The organism is Bifidobacterium sp. SO1 (genome assembly GCF_018555335.1).
Taxonomy (GTDB): domain Bacteria; phylum Actinomycetota; class Actinomycetes; order Actinomycetales; family Bifidobacteriaceae; genus Bifidobacterium; species Bifidobacterium simiiventris.
In genome coordinates this window covers 52,846-70,668 of the sequence record NZ_JAFEJR010000004.1, presented here as the reverse complement: position 1 = coordinate 70,668, position 17,823 = coordinate 52,846, and the positions used below count along the sequence as shown (strand labels likewise).

Here is a 17,823-nt window from a genome sequence, read left to right as displayed (position 1 = left end):
CATCGCCATCATCATCGAGGAAATGAGGAAACAATAAATGCCCCAGCTCACACAGAAACAACTGGATTATCAGAACGTGATGATCATCCGCAACACGATCAACGCCCTGTACACGGCGCACACGATCAGCCGCAAACCATTAGCGGAACTCGTCGCACTGGCACGACAGGGACGCCGCAAATACACGTGCAAACGCGAGGACGACGGGCGCATCCCGTTCATCGACAACGGCATCCCCGTCACGTCGAGCACGAGCGTCGAACTGCCCGACCTCGCACTATGGGACACCGCCATCAAAGAACTGGGACTCTAACAGTGTGAAGCCCTCGAAACCGGTATGTCGTATACCGGTTTCGAGGGCTTCACACCATCTACATGTGTTTGTACAATCGGACTCACCTTGGTTGATTCAATCTCTCCGAACGTGAACAGATATTCGGCTACCCATCACTCATCCGCGTCCAGCCATTCGGACAACCGCACACCGGCCTGACGGTCGACGGCGGCGCGTTCGCAGTCGTACCGTTGCAGCATCCGGGCACTGTGCCAGTTGGCGGACGCCATGATGTCACGCGGCGATACGCCCGCATCCAAGGACAATGTGCAGAACGTGCGTCGCAACGAGTGCGCCGTGATCGTCTTGTCGATGCCAGACTCCGCGGCGAGACGTTTGAGCAACCGGTTCGCCGCATCATCATCCAACCGCCGGCTGGTCAGGCTCAGGAACAACGCGCCCTCGGACCGGGTGCCGAGCATGCGGCGGATCGCGTCATACGCGGCGTTCGGCAACCGCAGCTTTTGCTCGCACAGTTCGCCGCCGGCACGCTTTCGCGCCACCGTGACAGTACGCACATCACCATGTTCCTCGATATCCGTCACGTCCAACGCCAACGCCTCGGCCATGCGGATGCCGGTCAATAACAGCATCATGTAGAACGCGCCGGCACGAGGATCAGGATCACGCGCGGCCGCGTCCATCATGCGCCGAGCCTCGTCCTTGGTGAGCCACGTGCCGGTCGAATAGCGGGGACGTGCGGGCATGCGCACCAAAGCGCCCGGATCGTCCGGTATCCATCCCTCCTCGTGCGCGTACCGGTAGAGCGACCGGACGGCGGACAGCGTGGAATACCGGTAGTTGGGCGACGCGGTCGCTTCCAGATGCTTGGAAAACGCCTCGATATCCGGACGGGTAACATACAGCATGCCAAGCTCATGGTCGCGGCACCATGCAGTCCAAGACTCGAGCGCCGTCCGCTATTTCTTCACGGTGCGCGGCGCGTAGCCGCCACCCAGCCACTCCGACACGAGACGGTCGGGCAACTGCTCATACCCACTCATTCCGATGCCTCCTTCTTCATGGTCACGTCCCCCGCGCTGCTTTCGTATTCCTTGCACAGGTCGGCGGCGAACCGGCGTAGATTGTCCGGGCTGATCTCGTAGTTGCGCCCGGCTTCTCCGGCCTCGTCGTAGTACGGCAGTACCTCGCTCAATGCTTCATACATGCGTTCGGGGTTCATCTGATTACCTCCTGTTTCCAGTCCAGCATTTCCACGGTGCACATGTCGCCCTCGGTGACGTTGCAGTACAGCCACGCCCGATAGCCGGCCTTGGCGCACCGATCGCCCGCCAGCAGGGCACGCAGCCAGTCCACGCGCAAGCGCAGCCAGTGGACGCGCCGCCACCTTTCACGGTTCGATTCCGGGTCGAAACCCACGTAACGGTAGACTTTCATCGCATCATCTCCTTCTCGAAACGCATGCGCAGTGTCACATGCACCTTTTCGCAATACTCCAGCAGGACGGTTATCGTCGCGTCGTACTCGCCGCGCTTCCACAGGGTGCAAGCAAGCTCCGCCAGATGCTCGGACACGCTCAGCATGGACGCGGTCAACGTGTCACGACCGTAGAAGCGCGCCACCCCGTATCGGATGACGTTGTCCAACCCCGACCAGACAATGCTTTCCTCGTCCACGTCCTCGGGCATGACCATCGGCAGCCACGCCCAATGGTCCCCGTTGCCGAACCACACGCCCTCGCACTCGTCAACACCAGCAGCGAGAACCTTTTCAAGACTGCGTTCCATCACTATTCCTCCTCGGTCACGTTTTCGATGCTGCTGTCGATGACGTCGCCGCCCATCCAGTTCAGATCGTCCTCGTCCACGTTCTCCCCGAACCAGCGTTCGGCCTCGTCCGGGTCCATGCCGGCGGGGCCATCGAACGACGCCGACTCCTCGGTCACGACATGCTTGACGACGCAATACGATGACGTGGGATGCAACAGTTCGTCGGCCAAACCCACGATGCTCTCCAGCTTGTTACGCACGCGGCCGGCCTGTTGCGCGGCCTCCATGATGCCCACGCCACTGTCCATCAGGCGACGGCCCTCCGTGTCAACGTCATACGATTCCAAGCGCTCCCGCAGCACGTCGGCCACGTCCTGCAACGTCGTCCACGGCACCACCACGTACAACGCATTCTCACCACACCTGATCGCGAACGACGTGAACAGGCACGTCGTCCCGTTCTCCCCGACCGTGGTCGTCTGACTCAACTCGGCCAATCCACGCTCGGACACCATGTCCCACAGTTTTTCAAGATCGTTCATTGCTATTGCCCCTTTTGCACATTAACGGCGCGAAAACATGCGAGTTAGACGCGCCTATTGGTCAGTTAATCGATTCATCAACCATTAGCGGCATAAAACAACGCCGCTTAATGATAGTTTGTATAAGAATGGGCGCCGTAGGAACCTCCTACAGCGCCCATAATGATGATTGTATAAGAACGAGCCTAGACCAGCTCACCCTGAAACAGCTCGGAATGCGAACCTATGCGCACCATGCGTATCACGGTACGATCGGCACGCTTCCAATACAAGACGAGCACGTCGATGTCGCCGGCCAAGTGAAACTCCCAATGGCCGTTGTAGTTGCCGCCCGAATTGTTCAGCACGTGAGGCATGTACCCTTCGGGCAGTTCGCCGTACTCCTGCAAATAGTCGATGGCGTCGTCCAGATCGTCCATCAGCTCGGGATGCACGCGGCTCAGTTCGGTGTAATCGGCATCGAACTGCGGCTCGAACACGATACGGTACGTCACTCGGCCTCCCGTAGCTTGCGCAGATGCTCACGCGCCGACCCTGCCGTGTCGCATGCGGTGGAATCGTCCGGGATGATGCCCAGCTCCTTGGCCTCGGCCTCGATCATGGCCTTGCGCGTCGTCTCGGTCGGCGTCAGACGCACGCCCTCGTAGCGGCGCGGCCTGAACGGCATACCGTTGTCCGCTATCGACTGGCGCAGGAACATGTTCACGGCGGTGCTCAGGCTCATGCCCATCGACTCGTACAGTTCGGCGGCACGCGCCTTCACATCGTCATCGACGTTGGCAACCAGCTTACCCATCACAACCCCCTTATCATTGGTGACTAGATGGTACATATCATATACCAAAACGGTTAACAAAAGTAATATGCCGTCCGGCGAAGCGAGGAAGAATACCGGACGGCAAGACTTCAGAACATCGGCACCATGATCGCCGCGTCAGGCATCTTCGTGATGTCGACCACGGCAAGCACCATATCCGTGAGATGATCGGGTATCGCGGCCTTCACGGCCTTGATGTTCGCGTCCGTGTACTGTACGCCGCGCGCCTCCAATACGGCACGAATCAGCTCCATCGATATCCTCACGTTCATGCGTTCTCTCCCAGCATGTCATCGATGCACCAGCCGATGGCGCACAGGTAACGTTCGGAGACGGTGGAATACGGACGGCCGTACGTTTCTCGAGCACGCCTGTCCAGCATGTCCATCGATAAACCGCTCTCACCGATAAGCCGCTCCATCTCATCGGCGACGGGCGGCGGACAATTATCGTCCAGCATGCACATCGCACGCCTACGCAGCTCATCGATGAACCCATGCTGACAATCGAAGACAGCGGACAAATCAGACTCATTGTCTTCGGCCATCTCATACGCGGCCCTCAACGTCAGCCGCGTCGCCATGTCACGAATCTCACTCATAATCACGCCGCCTCGGTCAACAGATCGACGGCCTTGCGGATACGCTTGGACATCATCTCGATCTGAGGCACGCTAAAATCACTCTCATAACCACGCTTAGCGAGATCGTTCATGACCAAAGCCACGGAACGCACCTCGACACGAATACCCGTACCATACGTCAGATCATTCCTCGTATCGCACAGGAACATCTTCTTGGCGAACGGCAGCACCAGCAGAACGCTACCGGAATCGAAATACACGAACATAATAAACTCCTTTGTAAAAATCTTGGTTGAAAATGGCGCGGAAACGGTGCCGCGCCAGCACCATAAGAACGATCAGGCGGCGAGACGATAGCCGAGCGACGTCACGTAATCGGCGACCTCGGCATCCAGCTCGGCATCATCATGCATATACCAGTCACGCCACACGACGGCGCATGACGTGTCGTCATGCCCGACATAGGCGAGCTTGCGGCCCGTCTTGTCACGGAAGTAACGCACATTCTTACGCTTATAGGGCTTGAGCGCGGGTATGTCCTTGCTCATGACGCCGGCCGGTATCACCGACTCGACCGCGACAATAACGGTAGCGTCCGCATTGACCGTCGGCGGTACTTCCGGAAACTCCTCGGTAGGCGCGTAATCGTCCGCCAGCATCGCGTAATACTCGGCCGTCTCAGCCGGCGTAGGCTCCGCATCATCCCACACGCCACTATCAGGCACACTATCGTCGGGCAGCATGTCGGGCAGATCATCCACGCTATCAGTGCCCGCCGCCTTGGGACACGTCCAATAGCCTGAAATCGTGTAGCCCGGTGTGTCCGCGGACGGTTCCACGGTCTGCGCCGGCACGTACCGCCACGCGCCGTCTTCAGCCGTAGTGCCAGCCAGCAACCCGCTGGGATACGGCAGTTTCGGCAATTCCACCATGTTGCGCGTGAACCCGTTCGGCTGCTGCACGCACACATACCCGCGATACTGAAGCACGCCCATATACCCGGCAAAACCATACGGCTTGAACTCCGCCGAAACGTCCCGCCACTCATACGAATCAGCGGTAACAGCCAGCTCCCACAACTCACTACGCTTATCACTGCCATTGTCACGCGCCCACAACACGCGCGTATTCTCAGCGTCAACCCAGAAACCGGTACGACTGACCATAACAATAACCTCGCTTACGTTGAAAACCTTGATTTGAAGCCGGCGCGACAACCTCGCCACGCCGGCACGAATGAATTAGCCGACCTGCTCGCCATGCCGATACGGATAACCCCCATACACGCACGTGCCGGGATCATCCACACCATAAACACTGCGACAGTCCGGGATAGGACGCGCGAACACGGCAACAGTCGCGCACAATACGACAGTGACCACGAGGGGAATCAGGCGACGCATACCCGCCAGCCTCTCCCCCATCGCATGATTACCGCGTGGAAGCCTCGAGCCTCGAGCATGGCGCGCATGGCGCAAGCGGCCGGAAAACAATTGAACCGCCATGACATCACGCACCAGTCCGATCATTGCCCTGAGCCATCATCGTCCACACGTCCGCGTCGATGGCATCACAGTCGGTCAAACCGTGCGCGGCCATGTAGTCGCGCGCTTCACGCGCCCACGCGTCCACATCCCAATCAGACGGCGAAAAACCACAGTTCGTGATGTAATCACGAATGAACGTCTTGATATCATGCAGATTCATCACGCCACCGCCTTCATAATGTCCGCGGCGATGTTGACAGCACGCCGACGACGCGCCTTGATATAACCGCCACCATCAATATGGACACGGCGAAGCGTCCCGTTTCGGAACCAGAAACGGCCGACTTGCACGCCGTTGTACTTGAGCGGCGCGATTATGCCACCATTGGGCACGTTGTACGGATCACAGACAACGAACCCACCGCCAAGCTCACTGTCAATATCCAGAAGCCGCTTCAGAACAGGATGATTAAAAACGTATTTACCCATGACACACCCCTTAGTGCGATAGATTGAATAGAATTGAATTTGCCCGAATGGGCTAGAAGCGCGGTATTGGAAGCGCCGCGCGACGCCACGACATCATTCCCACGTATTCCGCTGGAACACGCTCACCGTCGTATCACCGGTCACCTGATACCCGTACCCGTCAGGCATGTACACGATGTCAACCGACGGCGAATCAATACCGGTATTTTCGTCATGCCAGTAGCACATCGGCCGATCACTACCGTCTTCCAACATGCACATCGGCATGTCCTCCGACATGGCGAGATCGTAAATATCCTCGACGGTATACGATTGCGGCCCGACCTGCTCAGCCTCGGTCTGCACGGATTCTACCGCCGGCGGCTCGGACACCGTTTCCACCGGCACTGGTTCAGTCTGTACCGGCTCAGGTACCACGGCGGGCGCTACCGTCTCCGGCTCCACATAGTCGACTGTGTAGCCCACGGCGTCCAGCAGCTCGTTAACGCGGGACTGAACGACATCGTAATCGGCACCCAACCGGGCGCGGCGTTCCTCGCCGGTACCGTAATCACCCCGAACTACGGCGATGGCGGTAGCATCCACGTCAACCGACGCGACAGGCGCTTGCGGCGCGGGCGCGACACTGATGGCGGCGATAAGCATTGCAGATGTAACAAGCATGATGAAACTCCCTCGTTGAATAAGTGATTGATTGAATGTGATTTGATTTGCCCGAATGGGCTAGAAGCGCGGTATTGGAAGCGCCGCGCGACGCTACAAGATTGAGAGTCAGGCAGCCTTGCGCAGCTCGGCTACGTCCAAGTCGCCCCAGTCCTCGATATCGTCGACCAACTCTTGCCATACTTGACCGAAGTAGTAGAAGCGCACGTACACGTCTAATGTTTCCGCGTCCTGCATGGCCTTGCCCATATCCATACCCAGTTCATCGGTAACGTAGTCGGTGAACGCGTCCCACTCGCTACCCCAGATGAACGGCCGCACGTATTCGGCGGCCTGGTACGAACTGCACGTGTAGGAACCGTTGTCATTGCCGGTTACGGTTAGTTCGCACGAGTCCCGAGCGTCGTCCGCGTCCATGTAAAGCGAGTGATTGTCCTCGAGCCAATCGAGGATATCCGAACGGACGGCGTCAGAATAGTTGTAGTTTTCCATGATTATTCCTCACTTCCTTGTGAGACGTGCTAGAATATAGCACGCCTCGAATTGGTTACTTGTGATTGAGAACTCAACTTAAGGCACGCGCCTACCCGGTGGCCGCCGGTTAGGCGCATTCTTTTACCCCAGAAGATCGTAGGGGTGACAGTTCAAGGCGTCGCACAGACTCTTAGCCGTGGCTAATGTCATGTTGCGCACGTCCCTTATCCCCGTTTCGTAATCGCTGATCACGCTACGCGGGATGCCGGAACGTTTGGAAAGCTGTACTTGCGTCAGCTCCCTAGCCTTGCGCACTTCCTTAAGTCCCATAGACTCACCTGCCTTCTCAGTAGTAGGTGAGTCCGATTATGACACCAGACGGTGTCATTTGCATGTAGGGAAACACTCTTGAGTTCTCAAACAACGATTGTCTTGCTCGATTGAGCTTGATATTTGACACTATACAGCGTCATTCTGCGGTAAACAAATCGGCGTGTCGCAAACGAGCACGCCGATTCACTCAAACAGATGCGAATTCACGTACGAGCGCATGCCGCATGACATCATCAGCGGACACACCACGACGTTTCGCCACGGCATCCAACATGGCCGACATGTCGGCACTAAACGAGAACGTACGACTAACCGCGTCCGCCTGAGCAACCGGAACAACCGGCCCTGAATACACGGCACCCGGCTCACCGCCGAACTCTCCGTTATCCGCAGCGTCCGCCCACTCGTCCAGCATCTCGTCAGTGACCACACGGCCACCCTTAGCAACAAAAGCCATGACAACCCCCTTACGAGATTCCCAACTCACGCAACACCTTCGGCGTCGCCTTCATGGCATGAAACACATGCCACCTATCCGACTCGTCCAGCACCGCGACCATTTCCAACAAACGACCACGCTCGTCGTATCCGACCGCCACATAACGCAACGGGTCGGTACCCTCACGCGGCATGAACCGCACGACGTTACGCCACGCGACATATACCGAATACTCGGACACGTCAGGGTGACGCACGTTAACACGCGGATCGACTACAACATCACCAAGCGGCACACACACCACCTTTCACTAGTAGTAACCAGTGTATCCCGTCCACCTTGGGATACACTTATCGCGCCTGACTACTGCCGTAAAGACAATCGGTCAGGCCGGGTAGCATAGCTTTACCGCACCCCGCTACCCGTAGGGCTCACGTCATAGACAACCGCCTTACCCGGCCAATTGGCCGGCCGTACGGAGTGGACGTGAAAAGATTCGTAATAGTCTTAGGGCACACACACGCCGAACTAGTCGGCGTTGTTTTCTTTCTGACTCGTTGAGTCGTCCAATAGCTTACGCGGGTTAGACACACGCAAAGCATCAGCCAATCTAAGCACGGTACCAAATGAGGCTTGCTCAATCGGCCGCGCTCCCGTCTCGGTTGCCGCGATACGACTATGCGGCACGCCCGATTTATCGGCTAGTTGACGTTGCGTCAAGCCGCGTTTTTCCCGCCATTCCTTAAGACTCATTGACCCACCACCTTGCTATCTATGGTGAGTCCAATCATACCTAATCGCCTAGTGCGCTCTACCATCTCGTGGCCGCCATTACGCTACGCACCGACTCGCAGCACTCTACCGTGCCGCTCCCTTATCCTCACCACCATGTCGTCTCACTCGACACGATGAACGCCGGTAGGCCGCTACACCATTTGACAGCTTCCATGTATGACGTACTCGCATATCCCGCCCGGCTCACGCCTTGGGAATGTTTTCCGCTGGAAGCCACCGACATTCGGCAACACTGTTCAGTTATCAAGCATCCAGTTCGCACGTCGATACCTCTCACATATCAGCGTGGATAAGTGCGCCGCCGGGACTCGAACCCGGTACCCGCCTATCGGCGGCGCTGTCACATCTCAGCTAGTGGGATGTATGGCAACCCGTATTTGTCGGCCAATCGTTTGCGCCGTACCGGGTTGCGTTCCTCGGCTACCCGTGTCGTGTACTCGCGCCATGTCATGCGATCGATGCCGGCCGGTCTAGTGGTTGGTCTGTGACTCATCTCTGTACCTCGCTGTCTGTCTGTTCTCTGTCCGCCCTTCCGGCTGACAACTCACACAATACGCGGTATACGAACGTATAGCAAATCGAGCATGGAACAACCGCGCCAAACACATTGCAAACACTAGTATCCATCGGCGTGTCGCAACCCACAAAACCACACCAAAAATCACACCACTCACATACCTACGCGACGCCACACACTGCCTGAGCGCATACCGCCATACGCGACGCTATGACGTCACACACTGCCTATCACTGCCACACCTATGCACAGAGACATACGCACTTCATAGGCGTACGCCACACGTCCCGCGCGTCCCGCCTACGTCACGTCACGCGCAACGCACGCGCGAATACCACACAACGCAACCACACGTCAAACCACGACCACAATACGGACAAAACGAACATCTGTACCATACCCCTCGAAACGAGGCGCGAACAACCGTACCATTGCTCCACATACAACAGTTGCACATACAACAACCCCGGGCGGGGAGGGGTACCCCCGACATCAAAAACTCGGCCGCTTGGTCTCTGGTTCTGGCCGTGAATGCTGTTTTCAGGGCTTTTTTGAATTAGCGTGACATGCCGCGAACCGTTGGAATCATTGAGGTTTGAAGCATTCGTTGCGTATCGTTTGCCATGCTCGCGGAGCTGGGATCGTTGGAATCAGTGGGGCTTCGCAGAAGATTTTTTTGTGCAACGTAGCCTGCAACGTGTTGTCTGAGTAAGCTATCGCTTGGATATGTTGTTGGTGACGGAGCGTAGCTCGGTCGAGAACAATGATTCGACATCATCCCGTTCGCTTCTGGCGGCGGGATTTTTATTGGCGGGAGCACGAATGGACAACGTCTGGCTGTATGTCGTATGGGGCGTGTTCGTCGGAATGCTTCTGTGCGGCTTGGTCATGCCGGCCTGCGTTTCCAGCGGCACTGCGACAGCACGAATCGCTGCGGTCTTTCTGGTTCTGATGGGGTACATCGGAACTTTGCTGCTCTTTTTCGTGGTCAAGCATTGCGAAAGACTGTCCAGCAAATATGAGGCGGTGTAGCCCAATGGTAGAGGCGTCCGATTCAAGATCGGAATAGTGGAGGTTCGAGTCCTCTCATCGCTGCGATGCGGCAAGGGTCGCTCCCCTGTCGTGTTATGAGGTTGGCCGAATAAACCGGGATTGCTTGTATGCCCGGTTAAGGCTGCGTCCCGGCTTAGCGGCACCGCTTAGCGGCGGAAGTGGGATGAGGAACGCTACAGCGGTACACGGTAAGTGCATCACAAGCTCGGCGTTGGTGGTAAAACGCAATCCACCACCTCGATTCGGATGATTGGCAGAGTGGTAATGCGGCGGCTTGCTAGGCCGTAGACGGTAATGCGTCCGGGGGTTCGATCCCCTCATCATCCGCGGGGGACGTTTGATCGCGCGTCCCAAGGCAAATAAACAACTGCGGTCATGGCGGTATGCACGTGGGGTGCGGGTCGGCTGTAACCCGACTGTCTTCGGATGCTGGGAGTTCGATTCTCTCTGCCGCCACAATCGCAGGTAGCTCATTACGCCCGGCGGGCGGCTTCATGCCGTGGCCGTCATGATAGAGCAGCCACGCGGGATTCTAGATGCGCGTGGAAGATAGCCGATCAGCACGGACTAACCCGGTACTGCGAGATTTTGGAGAGGCCAGCCGATGGGTGGCGGCGACTGTTTCGAAAACAGTTTGCGTGTATGCGCGTGTGGGTTCGACTCCCGCTCTCTCCGCTGTGTGGGTTTGTCGAGTCGACCACCGTAAACAAGTGACTCCCGTACATGCCCGTAGCTCAGATGGCTAGAGCGTAGGTCTCCAAAACCTAGGGTCGTCGGTTCGAGTCCGACCGGGTATGCGAAGCCGCGTACGTGGCTTGCTTTGGCGGTGACGCGACCGCCGCCTGTCTCCACGAGGGCTTCATGCCTGGATGGGGACGATAACTGAAAACATGGGTGCGGCCGATCGGCGCACCCGCTTGCGGTCATAGCTCAGGTGGTAGAGCGGCACCCTCCCAAGGTGCAGGCGCGGGTTCGAGTCCCGCTGGCGGCTCTAGACAGAAAGGATCCCGATGACCTCGCACGATGAAAGAGACTATCAACTCGACAATGGGCATGTCAGTTCTTCCATGCAAACGATGGGGGCTTCAAGCGACGAGAGCATGCGCCGACTCGCCGCCGATATTCTACGCGACGTGGCGAACTACCTCGCTCCAAGCTCTGAGGATATGCCGACTTCCGACAATCTAATCATCAAAGGTCGCATTCCCGGGTAGGCGGCCATCGCAAGGCGATGGAAAGAGCGTTTACTTCTCTGTCGTTCATGCTGATCGTCGTGACGAGGTTTAAATACTGTTCGATGCTCGGTGGAATCACCGGGCCTTTAGATACCGCGTGGTTCATCAACTCCATGCGTTTCATTATCTCACGCATCATTAGCTCAATCGGTAGAGCAGAGGCCTTTTAAGCCTTGGGTTACAGGTTCGATTCCTGCATGATGCACTAGGCGTCGATGCGATCGTGGGCCGCTCCCTTGTGTTCTGGGCTAATCCCTTTGGCTTCATATCACCTGCCACGCACCCATCGACGCCGTCCTATGTTAAGGAGTGGATCGTGGCGCGTTGGATGAACTCGAAGCGTAAGACACGGTTCAATCCGGATTGGCCTCGCACGCGCAGGCTGATACTGCAGCGGGATGATTACCGGTGTCAGTGGCCTGTAGTGGATGATTTCGGGGTGGTGAGTCCGTGCGGCCTGCCGGCGAACGAGGTCGATCACAAGGTACGAGCCCGCAACGGCGAACCGGATGATGACTCACCGTCGAATCTGTGGGCGTTGTGCGACTGGCATCATGCGCAGAAGACCGCGCGCGAGTCCGCGGAGCAGCGGCGTGAGAACCGGAAGCGTCGGAGGGAAGACGAATGGTATTCGCACCCGGCGTATCGACGTTCGAGTGCCTGATCGACGGATGCGACGAACCGGCCATCAGCAAAGGGTTGTGCCGGTCGCATTACAACCGGCAGTACTATTCGGGTGATCCAGTCAGACGGCGGCGTTCCCGATTGTGTTTGTTCTGCGGGCGTCCGTTCCTGTTGGAACGTTCGTCTCGCAAGTTCTGTTCCGCGAGATGCCGTAAACGGTTCGAGCGCAAACGCAGGAAGTCCCCGTTGCCGTTGGATGCGTCGCCGTTGCCGGTGGTGTCGTCCATACCGATACCGGAGAAGCCGAAACGGCGTATGGCGTACGTGTCGTTCACCGAAGCGGACGTGTGGGATTCATGTAATGGCTTGTGTCACGAGTGCGGGTTGCCCGCGTCCCGTGATTACGAGTCGCCTGATCTGGGCACTCCCGCGTGGATCGTGCCGTTGGCCGACGGCGGCGAGCCTTCGTTGCGGAACAAGACGATCTTTCACTATCGGTGTCTGGGACGCCACGTCTCACGCACCGTCGAGCGTGATGCCCGTCATGGGCGGAAGGCCGGAGGACATGGCAGGAAACGGAAGGAAGGCGGCGAAGCCTGACATCGGCGGCGGCTATGGGAATGCCGCGCCGTTGAAAGAGGTGCCGGAGGATTGGACGTTCGAGGAGTTGGAGCCTATCGGCCCCGAGCTTCCCGACGCGGACGAGTTGAATCTGATCGACGGCGTGTGGAGCCATTTCGTGCGCCAATACTACGAGAATTTCCGGCGCACCCCGCAGGCGCGTCAACTGCGCACGAAATGGGAGTGGATGAACTTCATCTACAAGATGGCCGTGATGGACAAAAGCATCAAGAAACGCTCCTATGACGGCCTCGCCCCGGAGATGCGCCAGTCGATGAACCAGTACGGCGACACCCCGGACGCGAAACGCAAGCTGAAAATGGACGCGCCGGAGGCGAACGACATGGCCGCAGGGATCGTCGGCTTCCAGATCCCGGACGATCCGCATGACGATTTCGAGGCGCGCGCCCAGGCGGTGATGTGACGTGCACGACGTGATCCCGAAACTCACCGCGAAGGACCGCCAACGTTCACTGGGGCGTCTGGCGGTGTGGTGGATCGAGAAGTTCACGTTGATCGGCCGCGGCGACGCGAAAGGCCGTCGCATACGCCACTCCCCCGAATACTTCCAGTTCATCGTGGACTGCTACGCGCTCGACAGGCATGGGCGGCGCAGGTTCGGCCACGTGTTCCTGTCGCGGCCGAAGGGCTGCAACAAGAGCGGTTTCGCGGCGGAGATCGCCATGTTCGAAGCGTTCGGCCCGTGCCGGTTCGCCGGCTGGGCGAAGGGCGGGGAAACGTACACGTTCCTCGGCAAAACCTACAAGTACAAGCCGGGCGAACCGATGGGCCGGCCGATCAAGGCACCGCTCGTGGTCTGCCTCGCCACCGCCGAGGAGCAGACCGGCGAAGTGTACGACACGATCTACTACAACTGCACCGAAGGCTATCTGAGGTTCCTCGCCGGCGAAGGCATGGACGCGGGCAAGACCCGCATCCTGTGGCCGAAGACCGGCATGGAGATCCGCTACAGCACCGCCGCCGCGCGAAGCAAGGACGGCGGCCTGCAGACGTTCGTGTGCTTCGATGAGACGCACCAGTACAACAACAAGCGTCTGCGCGACCTGTACGACATCATGACGCAGAACCTGACCAAGCGCGGCGTGGAGGCGGACCCGTGGTTTCTGGAGACGACGACCATGTACAGGCCGGGTGAGGAAAGCGTTGCCGAGGCGACGTTCAGGACCGCGCACGACATCGAGTCCGGCAAGCTGCGAGGCTGGGAGGACCTGCTGTTCGACCACCGGTATTCCACGCTGTCGCGCGAGGATTTCGCCGACGACGGCAAGCTGGAGCATGCGGTGTACGAGGCGTACGGTTCGGCCATGAAATCACCCGACGGAAGGGATTACATCTTCCTTCCTGACGGGCGCATGGTTCCGGTCGGAGCCGACGGCCGTTCCTCGGAGGGCTGGTCGTTGAAGGACGAGGGCGTGGAGCCGGGACCGTCGAAATACGGTTGGTGCGACCTGCGGCGCACGGTCAAGAAGATCCTCGACCCGGGCTACGACCCGGACAACGCGACGCGCTTCTACCTCAACAACCTCGCGTCCGCACGCGACGCGTGGCTGGAAGAGGACATGATCCAATCGCATGTCGCCTACCGTAACGTCGTGGACGAGGCGATCTCCACACGAAACCGGTACAAGCTGGACGACGCGTGGCGCAAGGTCGTCTCGAAGGACGACGAGATCACCTTGGGATTCGACGGTTCCATGTCGGACGATTCAACCGCGCTGGTCGGATGTCGAGTGCGCGACGGCCTATTGTTCCTGATCAAACTGGAGCAGAAGCCGGACGGCCCGCAGGGCGCGCACTGGCGTGTGGACCGCGATAGTTTCGACGGCAAGGTGCGGTGGATGTTCGCCCACTACAACGTGATCGGCATGTTCGCAGACACGGACGAGTGGGAACCGTACATCGCGCAATGGGAGATCGACTTCGGTTCCCGACTGCACGTGTTCCCCCGGTCGAACGGTTCGCATATCCGCTTCCCGATGAACGGGTACAAGCGCGACGTGATGGCCGAATGGAAGACGATGCGCGCCGCGTTCAGCGAGGACATGCGCATCGTCCCGAAGACCGCGGAACCGGACGTGACGAACATCATGCTGTTCGCCGACCCGCGATTGATCGACCATTTCCGCAATGGTCGGCGCAGGGATAGGCCGGAAGGCTATCTGGTGTTCAAGGAGACACAGAACTCACCGCACAAGATCGACGCTTTGGCGGCCGGCATGCTCGCCTATCGGGCGAGGGACATCTACCTCGGTGTCGCCGCCGAACAGGCCGAGGAATCGTTCGCGCCGATGCGCGTCTGGTAATGAAAGGAGACTGCGGTGGCTGAATTGGAAAGCCTCATCCCATCCGCGGACGAGTCGGACAGTGACGCGATGCTGCTGACCGAACTGACAAACGGTCTGGTCAACCGCATCCCCACGCTCTGCACGTTGAAAACGTTCTACGACGGCAAGGAACTGGTACCCACCAAATCGATTCCGAAAAGCACGAACCAGTCCGGCTACGCGGTGTACCAACGCTTCACGGCAATATGTCAGCTTGACTTGGCTAAAGCCATCGCCGACGCGGTGATCCACCGACAACGGCCGACCGGGTTCAGGCTGATCTCAGACAAAACCATGCGCAGCACCGAAGCGGACGACATGTGGTCCAAATGTCGCATGGAACTGAAATCGAGACAGTTATTCCATGATCTGTCCGTGTACGGCAACGCGTACGCGATGGTCCACGCTAACGAATACCCGTCCTACATTACCGTGCTCAGCCCTTGGACGACCTACGTGTCCTCCGACGAAGATTCAGCGATCAACTACACCTATAGTTCGGTAGACGGCAAGGAATACATTGCCCTTTACAAGCTGGAGCGAAACGAAGATGGGTCAGTGAGTCGCATCTTTTGCCGAGTCGCTTCCAATGAAACCGACAAACGCAGTCTGCTTGACGAAAACAACGAGGAAGAAATCTACGGCATCGCTAACGATGATTCCAAACTGAAGCCTTCTCTTTCTCCGACGTTTGAATGGGAAGGCGCCGCCGAATACAGCTACCCGTACGCTGAAGCATGTCAATGCTTGCCGATCGTGCGTATGCACGCATCAGGCGGTAAGGGCCAGTTCGAGCCTCATATTCCGGCGTTGAGTTCGATCGACCAGCAGCGCTTCCAGCGGTTCTGCATTCAAGAGTTGCAGGCGTTCAAGCAACGCGCCGTGTCGATGAGCAACATGCCGCAGTACTACAAGGAGTCCGATCCGCAGGTGCGGGACGGTTTGGCAAGCGCCGGCGACAAGATCGATTACAAGGACCTGTTTCAGCAGGGGCCTGACGCGTTGTGGTTGGTGCCGGGCGATGCGAAGTTCTGGGAGTCCGGTGTCACCGACATCACTCCGCTGATTACGGCAGTTGCGTCGGACATCAAGCATTTGGCTGCATCTTCGGGCACGCCGTTGGATATTCTCAGCCCGGACGTGTCCGGTAGCGCCGAGGGCGCGCAGCTCAAGCGCGAGGGCTTGGTGTTCAAGGTCGAGGACATGAACGCGCGAGCCAACGACGGATTCACCCGACTCTTGCGCATGGCATTGACCGCAGGCAACGACAACAAGGCCCCCGAGCAGCGTTTCGAGACGGTGTGGAAGCCTATCAATCCGCCGAGCCAGTTGGAACAGGCACAGACCGCGAACTATTCGAAGGGCGTTCTGCCTGCCAAGACGAACATGCGTCGTTCCTTCGGCATGACGGAAATCGAGATCGCCGAGGCCATGCAGGACTTGATGGACACGCAGTTCGCTCAGGCGCTGGCGGCGGAGAATCAGTTGATCGAGGGCAAGACCTCGCGGCAAGTCTCCCCCACGCTCCCGGACGAGACCGGTTTCGGTTCGAACCTGACGTTGGACGAAACCGGCACGGCATCATCCGACACCGGGCAGCTGGAACCGGACAATTCCGAGCAGACGGCTGAGGCTATGTAATGGCAGGGGTGACGCTTGAGGTCGCATCCAACGCGTTGGATGCGTCGCAGAAGAAATTGGTCAACGAGTACGTGAGATTGGCCCGCATCATGTGGAACAGTCTTACTCCGGCCGACTGGTGGAATGACGCCGTGGTGTATGGGGCTGCGGCGCGCCTGTCCATGCTGGAACTGGCGTTGATCGGCCAGGTCCGTCGTTTGGGCATCGCCTACGCGAACCAGACGCTGCGCATGGTCGGCGTCAGCCCGAAGAACAGCGTCATGCAGCTCATCTACCCGCGCGTGAACACCGACCCGTGGCTCGTTGCCGCGCGCCCCGCCGACTCGTATCGCAGCGCCTCCGTGGAAACGCCGGATCTGCGGCCAACCGCATGGCCGTCCGTTGGCGACGAGGACTACGAGGAAGTCAGCAAATGGATTACGGCAGCGTTCGACCGCTTGCAGGCCACTACGGACACGAACACGCAGATCGCCTCCACGAGCGCCACGCTCGACCAGTACAAGGGCAGCAAGGTGCTCTCCTACCGTCGCGTACTGCACCCGGAGCTATCCCGGTCCGGTTCGTGCGGATTGTGCGTGGTCGCAGCCGATCGTTGGTATTCGACCGACAATCTCATGCCCATGCACAACCACTGTCATTGCGGGGTCGCTCCGGCGGGTTCCGACTATGATCCCGGTTTCCAGCTCAACAATGATGATCTGCGCAAGCTCTATAACGAGGCCGGTGGCAATAAAGCCTCCGACTTGGCTAATGTGCGCGTGCAGACCATAACGCATGGAGAGCTTGGCCCCGTATTGTCCGCCGCGGACGCGAGGGCCACGCCGAAAACCATTCCCAACAAGTCGGTCGAAGCGTGGCATACGCCCGACCGTCAGACCACGCTCGCCCAATACGAGCGCATGAAGAACCGTGCCATCGAGTTCGGCAAACGCTACAAGCAGGTGTCGGACAGCGGAGAGGAAGTCAAGTTCCGGTACGAGGGGCGAAACTACACGTTCAAACCCTCGACCCATCTCAAACAGGCGTGGGCGTATCAGCGCTCACTGCTCAATCAAATGCAGTCGATGCTTGGCACCGCTGCCTAATCAAGAAAGGCCCACG

Annotated in this window: 27 protein-coding genes and 7 tRNA genes; 16 read left to right on the top strand and 18 right to left on the bottom strand. The window is 58.5% G+C overall.

Going from position 1 to position 17,823, the window contains the following annotated elements; genetic code table 11:
• Positions 1-37: 37 nt before the first annotated feature.
• Positions 38-313: a hypothetical protein gene (locus JS541_RS05125; RefSeq protein WP_214373410.1), complete on the top strand. Its 276-nt coding sequence runs from the start codon at positions 38-40 to the stop codon at positions 311-313.
• Positions 314-447: 134 nt separating this feature from the next.
• Here the strand turns inward: JS541_RS05125 and JS541_RS05120 are convergent, their stop codons facing one another.
• From JS541_RS05120 to JS541_RS05030, 18 genes are all read right to left on the bottom strand, one after another.
• Positions 448-1,203 carry a tyrosine-type recombinase/integrase gene (locus JS541_RS05120; RefSeq protein WP_214373409.1) on the bottom strand — a complete coding sequence of 252 codons (756 nt, stop codon included), beginning with the start codon at positions 1,201-1,203 and terminating at the stop codon, positions 448-450.
• A 131-nt stretch (positions 1,204-1,334) separates the two neighbouring features.
• Positions 1,335-1,517: a hypothetical protein gene (locus tag JS541_RS05115; RefSeq protein WP_214373408.1), complete on the bottom strand. Its 183-nt coding sequence runs from the start codon at positions 1,515-1,517 to the stop codon at positions 1,335-1,337.
• A complete protein-coding gene (locus JS541_RS05110; RefSeq protein ID WP_214373407.1) occupies positions 1,514-1,732 on the bottom strand; it encodes a hypothetical protein in 219 nt (72 codons plus the stop codon). The genes JS541_RS05115 and JS541_RS05110 overlap by 4 nt, the downstream gene beginning before the upstream one ends.
• Entirely contained in the window at positions 1,729-2,082 is a 354-nt protein-coding gene (locus JS541_RS05105) for a hypothetical protein (RefSeq protein ID WP_214373406.1), read from the bottom strand. The genes JS541_RS05110 and JS541_RS05105 overlap by 4 nt, the downstream gene beginning before the upstream one ends.
• Before the next feature lie 2 nt (positions 2,083-2,084).
• Entirely contained in the window at positions 2,085-2,606 is a 522-nt protein-coding gene (locus tag JS541_RS05100) for a hypothetical protein (RefSeq protein WP_214373405.1), read from the bottom strand.
• A gap of 185 nt (positions 2,607-2,791) precedes the next feature.
• Positions 2,792-3,100 carry a type II toxin-antitoxin system YafQ family toxin gene (locus tag JS541_RS05095; protein WP_214373404.1) on the bottom strand — a complete coding sequence of 103 codons (309 nt, stop codon included), beginning with the start codon at positions 3,098-3,100 and terminating at the stop codon, positions 2,792-2,794.
• On the bottom strand, positions 3,097-3,402 hold the full coding sequence (locus JS541_RS05090) for a type II toxin-antitoxin system RelB/DinJ family antitoxin (protein WP_214373403.1): 306 nt from the start codon (positions 3,400-3,402) through the stop codon (positions 3,097-3,099). Before JS541_RS05090 ends, JS541_RS05095 begins: the two co-directional genes overlap by 4 nt.
• Positions 3,403-3,512: 110 nt before the next feature.
• Entirely contained in the window at positions 3,513-3,695 is a 183-nt protein-coding gene (locus tag JS541_RS05085; RefSeq protein ID WP_214373402.1) for a hypothetical protein, read from the bottom strand.
• Positions 3,692-4,024 carry a hypothetical protein gene (locus tag JS541_RS05080; protein WP_214373401.1) on the bottom strand — a complete coding sequence of 111 codons (333 nt, stop codon included), beginning with the start codon at positions 4,022-4,024 and terminating at the stop codon, positions 3,692-3,694. Before JS541_RS05080 ends, JS541_RS05085 begins: the two co-directional genes overlap by 4 nt.
• A 2-nt stretch (positions 4,025-4,026) precedes the next feature.
• Complete coding sequence (locus JS541_RS05075; protein ID WP_214373400.1) at positions 4,027-4,272, bottom strand: hypothetical protein; 246 nt, start codon at positions 4,270-4,272, stop codon at positions 4,027-4,029.
• Positions 4,273-4,344: 72 nt separating this feature from the next.
• On the bottom strand, positions 4,345-5,001 hold the full coding sequence (locus JS541_RS05070; protein ID WP_214373399.1) for a hypothetical protein: 657 nt from the start codon (positions 4,999-5,001) through the stop codon (positions 4,345-4,347).
• 514 nt (positions 5,002-5,515) lie between these two features.
• A complete protein-coding gene (locus JS541_RS05065; protein WP_214373398.1) occupies positions 5,516-5,713 on the bottom strand; it encodes a hypothetical protein in 198 nt (65 codons plus the stop codon).
• On the bottom strand, positions 5,713-5,982 hold the full coding sequence (locus JS541_RS05060; protein ID WP_214373397.1) for a hypothetical protein: 270 nt from the start codon (positions 5,980-5,982) through the stop codon (positions 5,713-5,715). Before JS541_RS05060 ends, JS541_RS05065 begins: the two co-directional genes overlap by 1 nt.
• Positions 5,983-6,075: 93 nt before the next feature.
• On the bottom strand, positions 6,076-6,645 hold the full coding sequence (locus JS541_RS05055; RefSeq protein ID WP_214373396.1) for a lysozyme: 570 nt from the start codon (positions 6,643-6,645) through the stop codon (positions 6,076-6,078).
• Between the two features lie 108 nt (positions 6,646-6,753).
• Positions 6,754-7,137 (bottom strand): hypothetical protein, encoded by a 384-nt coding sequence (locus JS541_RS05050; protein ID WP_214373395.1) that lies wholly within the window; start codon positions 7,135-7,137, stop codon positions 6,754-6,756.
• A gap of 502 nt (positions 7,138-7,639) precedes the next feature.
• Positions 7,640-7,909, bottom strand: a complete 270-nt coding sequence (locus tag JS541_RS05040) for a hypothetical protein (RefSeq protein WP_214373393.1) — start codon at positions 7,907-7,909, stop codon at positions 7,640-7,642.
• Positions 7,910-7,919: 10 nt separating this feature from the next.
• Entirely contained in the window at positions 7,920-8,186 is a 267-nt protein-coding gene (locus JS541_RS05035) for a hypothetical protein (protein WP_214373392.1), read from the bottom strand.
• 233 nt (positions 8,187-8,419) lie between these two features.
• On the bottom strand, positions 8,420-8,644 hold the full coding sequence (locus JS541_RS05030; RefSeq protein WP_214373391.1) for a helix-turn-helix transcriptional regulator: 225 nt from the start codon (positions 8,642-8,644) through the stop codon (positions 8,420-8,422).
• Between the two features lie 1,285 nt (positions 8,645-9,929).
• Between JS541_RS05030 and JS541_RS05025 the strand changes: the two genes are divergently transcribed.
• The 15 genes from JS541_RS05025 to JS541_RS04955 all read left to right on the top strand — a co-directional run bounded on the left by JS541_RS05025 (position 9,930) and on the right by JS541_RS04955 (position 17,807).
• Positions 9,930-10,235 (top strand): hypothetical protein, encoded by a 306-nt coding sequence (locus JS541_RS05025; RefSeq protein ID WP_214373390.1) that lies wholly within the window; start codon positions 9,930-9,932, stop codon positions 10,233-10,235.
• Positions 10,226-10,298 (top strand) — tRNA-Leu (locus JS541_RS05020). Before JS541_RS05025 ends, JS541_RS05020 begins: the two co-directional genes overlap by 10 nt.
• A gap of 202 nt (positions 10,299-10,500) precedes the next feature.
• Positions 10,501-10,583 (top strand) — tRNA-Ser (locus JS541_RS05015).
• Between the two features lie 50 nt (positions 10,584-10,633).
• Positions 10,634-10,712 (top strand) — tRNA-Tyr (locus JS541_RS05010).
• A 134-nt stretch (positions 10,713-10,846) separates the two neighbouring features.
• Positions 10,847-10,931 (top strand) — tRNA-Ser (locus tag JS541_RS05005).
• A gap of 48 nt (positions 10,932-10,979) precedes the next feature.
• Positions 10,980-11,053: transfer RNA gene (locus JS541_RS05000), tRNA-Trp, on the top strand.
• Between the two features lie 122 nt (positions 11,054-11,175).
• Positions 11,176-11,247: transfer RNA gene (locus JS541_RS04995), tRNA-Gly, on the top strand.
• Positions 11,248-11,266: 19 nt separating this feature from the next.
• On the top strand, positions 11,267-11,470 hold the full coding sequence (locus JS541_RS04990) for a hypothetical protein (RefSeq protein ID WP_214373389.1): 204 nt from the start codon (positions 11,267-11,269) through the stop codon (positions 11,468-11,470).
• A gap of 153 nt (positions 11,471-11,623) precedes the next feature.
• Positions 11,624-11,696 (top strand) — tRNA-Lys (locus JS541_RS04985).
• A 111-nt stretch (positions 11,697-11,807) separates the two neighbouring features.
• Positions 11,808-12,155: an HNH endonuclease signature motif containing protein gene (locus JS541_RS04980; RefSeq protein ID WP_346428289.1), complete on the top strand. Its 348-nt coding sequence runs from the start codon at positions 11,808-11,810 to the stop codon at positions 12,153-12,155.
• A complete protein-coding gene (locus JS541_RS04975) occupies positions 12,116-12,715 on the top strand; it encodes a hypothetical protein (RefSeq protein WP_214373388.1) in 600 nt (199 codons plus the stop codon). Before JS541_RS04980 ends, JS541_RS04975 begins: the two co-directional genes overlap by 40 nt.
• A complete protein-coding gene (locus JS541_RS04970) occupies positions 12,681-13,160 on the top strand; it encodes a hypothetical protein (protein ID WP_214373387.1) in 480 nt (159 codons plus the stop codon). The genes JS541_RS04975 and JS541_RS04970 overlap by 35 nt, the downstream gene beginning before the upstream one ends.
• Before the next feature lies 1 nt (position 13,161).
• A complete protein-coding gene (locus tag JS541_RS04965; protein ID WP_214373386.1) occupies positions 13,162-15,060 on the top strand; it encodes a hypothetical protein in 1,899 nt (632 codons plus the stop codon).
• A 69-nt stretch (positions 15,061-15,129) separates the two neighbouring features.
• The gene (locus JS541_RS04960; RefSeq protein WP_217625340.1) at positions 15,130-16,722 is read left to right on the top strand and encodes a phage portal protein; all 1,593 of its coding nucleotides are present in this window, start codon (positions 15,130-15,132) and stop codon (positions 16,720-16,722) included.
• Positions 16,722-17,807 carry a hypothetical protein gene (locus JS541_RS04955; protein WP_214373384.1) on the top strand — a complete coding sequence of 362 codons (1,086 nt, stop codon included), beginning with the start codon at positions 16,722-16,724 and terminating at the stop codon, positions 17,805-17,807. The genes JS541_RS04960 and JS541_RS04955 overlap by 1 nt, the downstream gene beginning before the upstream one ends.
• The last annotated feature ends 16 nt before the right edge of the window (positions 17,808-17,823 follow it).

What these genes read in the sequence shown, in the direction of transcription:
- JS541_RS05125 (WP_214373410.1), top strand. Translation starts at nt 38, where the DNA reads ATGCCCCAGCTCACACAGAAACAACTGGATTATCAGAACGTGATGATC.
- JS541_RS05120 (WP_214373409.1), bottom strand. Translation starts at nt 1,203, where the DNA reads ATGCTGTATGTTACCCGTCCGGATATCGAGGCGTTTTCCAAGCATCTG.
- JS541_RS05115 (WP_214373408.1), bottom strand. Translation starts at nt 1,517, where the DNA reads ATGAACCCCGAACGCATGTATGAAGCATTGAGCGAGGTACTGCCGTAC.
- JS541_RS05110 (WP_214373407.1), bottom strand. Translation starts at nt 1,732, where the DNA reads ATGAAAGTCTACCGTTACGTGGGTTTCGACCCGGAATCGAACCGTGAA.
- JS541_RS05105 (WP_214373406.1), bottom strand. Translation starts at nt 2,082, where the DNA reads ATGGAACGCAGTCTTGAAAAGGTTCTCGCTGCTGGTGTTGACGAGTGC.
- JS541_RS05100 (WP_214373405.1), bottom strand. Translation starts at nt 2,606, where the DNA reads ATGAACGATCTTGAAAAACTGTGGGACATGGTGTCCGAGCGTGGATTG.
- JS541_RS05090 (WP_214373403.1), bottom strand. Translation starts at nt 3,402, where the DNA reads ATGGGTAAGCTGGTTGCCAACGTCGATGACGATGTGAAGGCGCGTGCC.
- JS541_RS05085 (WP_214373402.1), bottom strand. Translation starts at nt 3,695, where the DNA reads ATGAACGTGAGGATATCGATGGAGCTGATTCGTGCCGTATTGGAGGCG.
- JS541_RS05080 (WP_214373401.1), bottom strand. Translation starts at nt 4,024, where the DNA reads ATGAGTGAGATTCGTGACATGGCGACGCGGCTGACGTTGAGGGCCGCG.
- JS541_RS05075 (WP_214373400.1), bottom strand. Translation starts at nt 4,272, where the DNA reads ATGTTCGTGTATTTCGATTCCGGTAGCGTTCTGCTGGTGCTGCCGTTC.
- JS541_RS05070 (WP_214373399.1), bottom strand. Translation starts at nt 5,001, where the DNA reads ATGGGCGTGCTTCAGTATCGCGGGTATGTGTGCGTGCAGCAGCCGAAC.
- JS541_RS05065 (WP_214373398.1), bottom strand. Translation starts at nt 5,713, where the DNA reads ATGAATCTGCATGATATCAAGACGTTCATTCGTGATTACATCACGAAC.
- JS541_RS05060 (WP_214373397.1), bottom strand. Translation starts at nt 5,982, where the DNA reads ATGGGTAAATACGTTTTTAATCATCCTGTTCTGAAGCGGCTTCTGGAT.
- JS541_RS05055 (WP_214373396.1), bottom strand. Translation starts at nt 6,645, where the DNA reads ATGCTTGTTACATCTGCAATGCTTATCGCCGCCATCAGTGTCGCGCCC.
- JS541_RS05050 (WP_214373395.1), bottom strand. Translation starts at nt 7,137, where the DNA reads ATGGAAAACTACAACTATTCTGACGCCGTCCGTTCGGATATCCTCGAT.
- JS541_RS05040 (WP_214373393.1), bottom strand. Translation starts at nt 7,909, where the DNA reads ATGGCTTTTGTTGCTAAGGGTGGCCGTGTGGTCACTGACGAGATGCTG.
- JS541_RS05030 (WP_214373391.1), bottom strand. Translation starts at nt 8,644, where the DNA reads ATGAGTCTTAAGGAATGGCGGGAAAAACGCGGCTTGACGCAACGTCAA.
- JS541_RS05025 (WP_214373390.1), top strand. Translation starts at nt 9,930, where the DNA reads ATGTTGTTGGTGACGGAGCGTAGCTCGGTCGAGAACAATGATTCGACA.
- JS541_RS04990 (WP_214373389.1), top strand. Translation starts at nt 11,267, where the DNA reads ATGACCTCGCACGATGAAAGAGACTATCAACTCGACAATGGGCATGTC.
- JS541_RS04975 (WP_214373388.1), top strand. Translation starts at nt 12,116, where the DNA reads ATGGTATTCGCACCCGGCGTATCGACGTTCGAGTGCCTGATCGACGGA.
- JS541_RS04970 (WP_214373387.1), top strand. Translation starts at nt 12,681, where the DNA reads ATGGCAGGAAACGGAAGGAAGGCGGCGAAGCCTGACATCGGCGGCGGC.
- JS541_RS04960 (WP_217625340.1), top strand. Translation starts at nt 15,130, where the DNA reads ATGCTGCTGACCGAACTGACAAACGGTCTGGTCAACCGCATCCCCACG.
- JS541_RS04955 (WP_214373384.1), top strand. Translation starts at nt 16,722, where the DNA reads ATGGCAGGGGTGACGCTTGAGGTCGCATCCAACGCGTTGGATGCGTCG.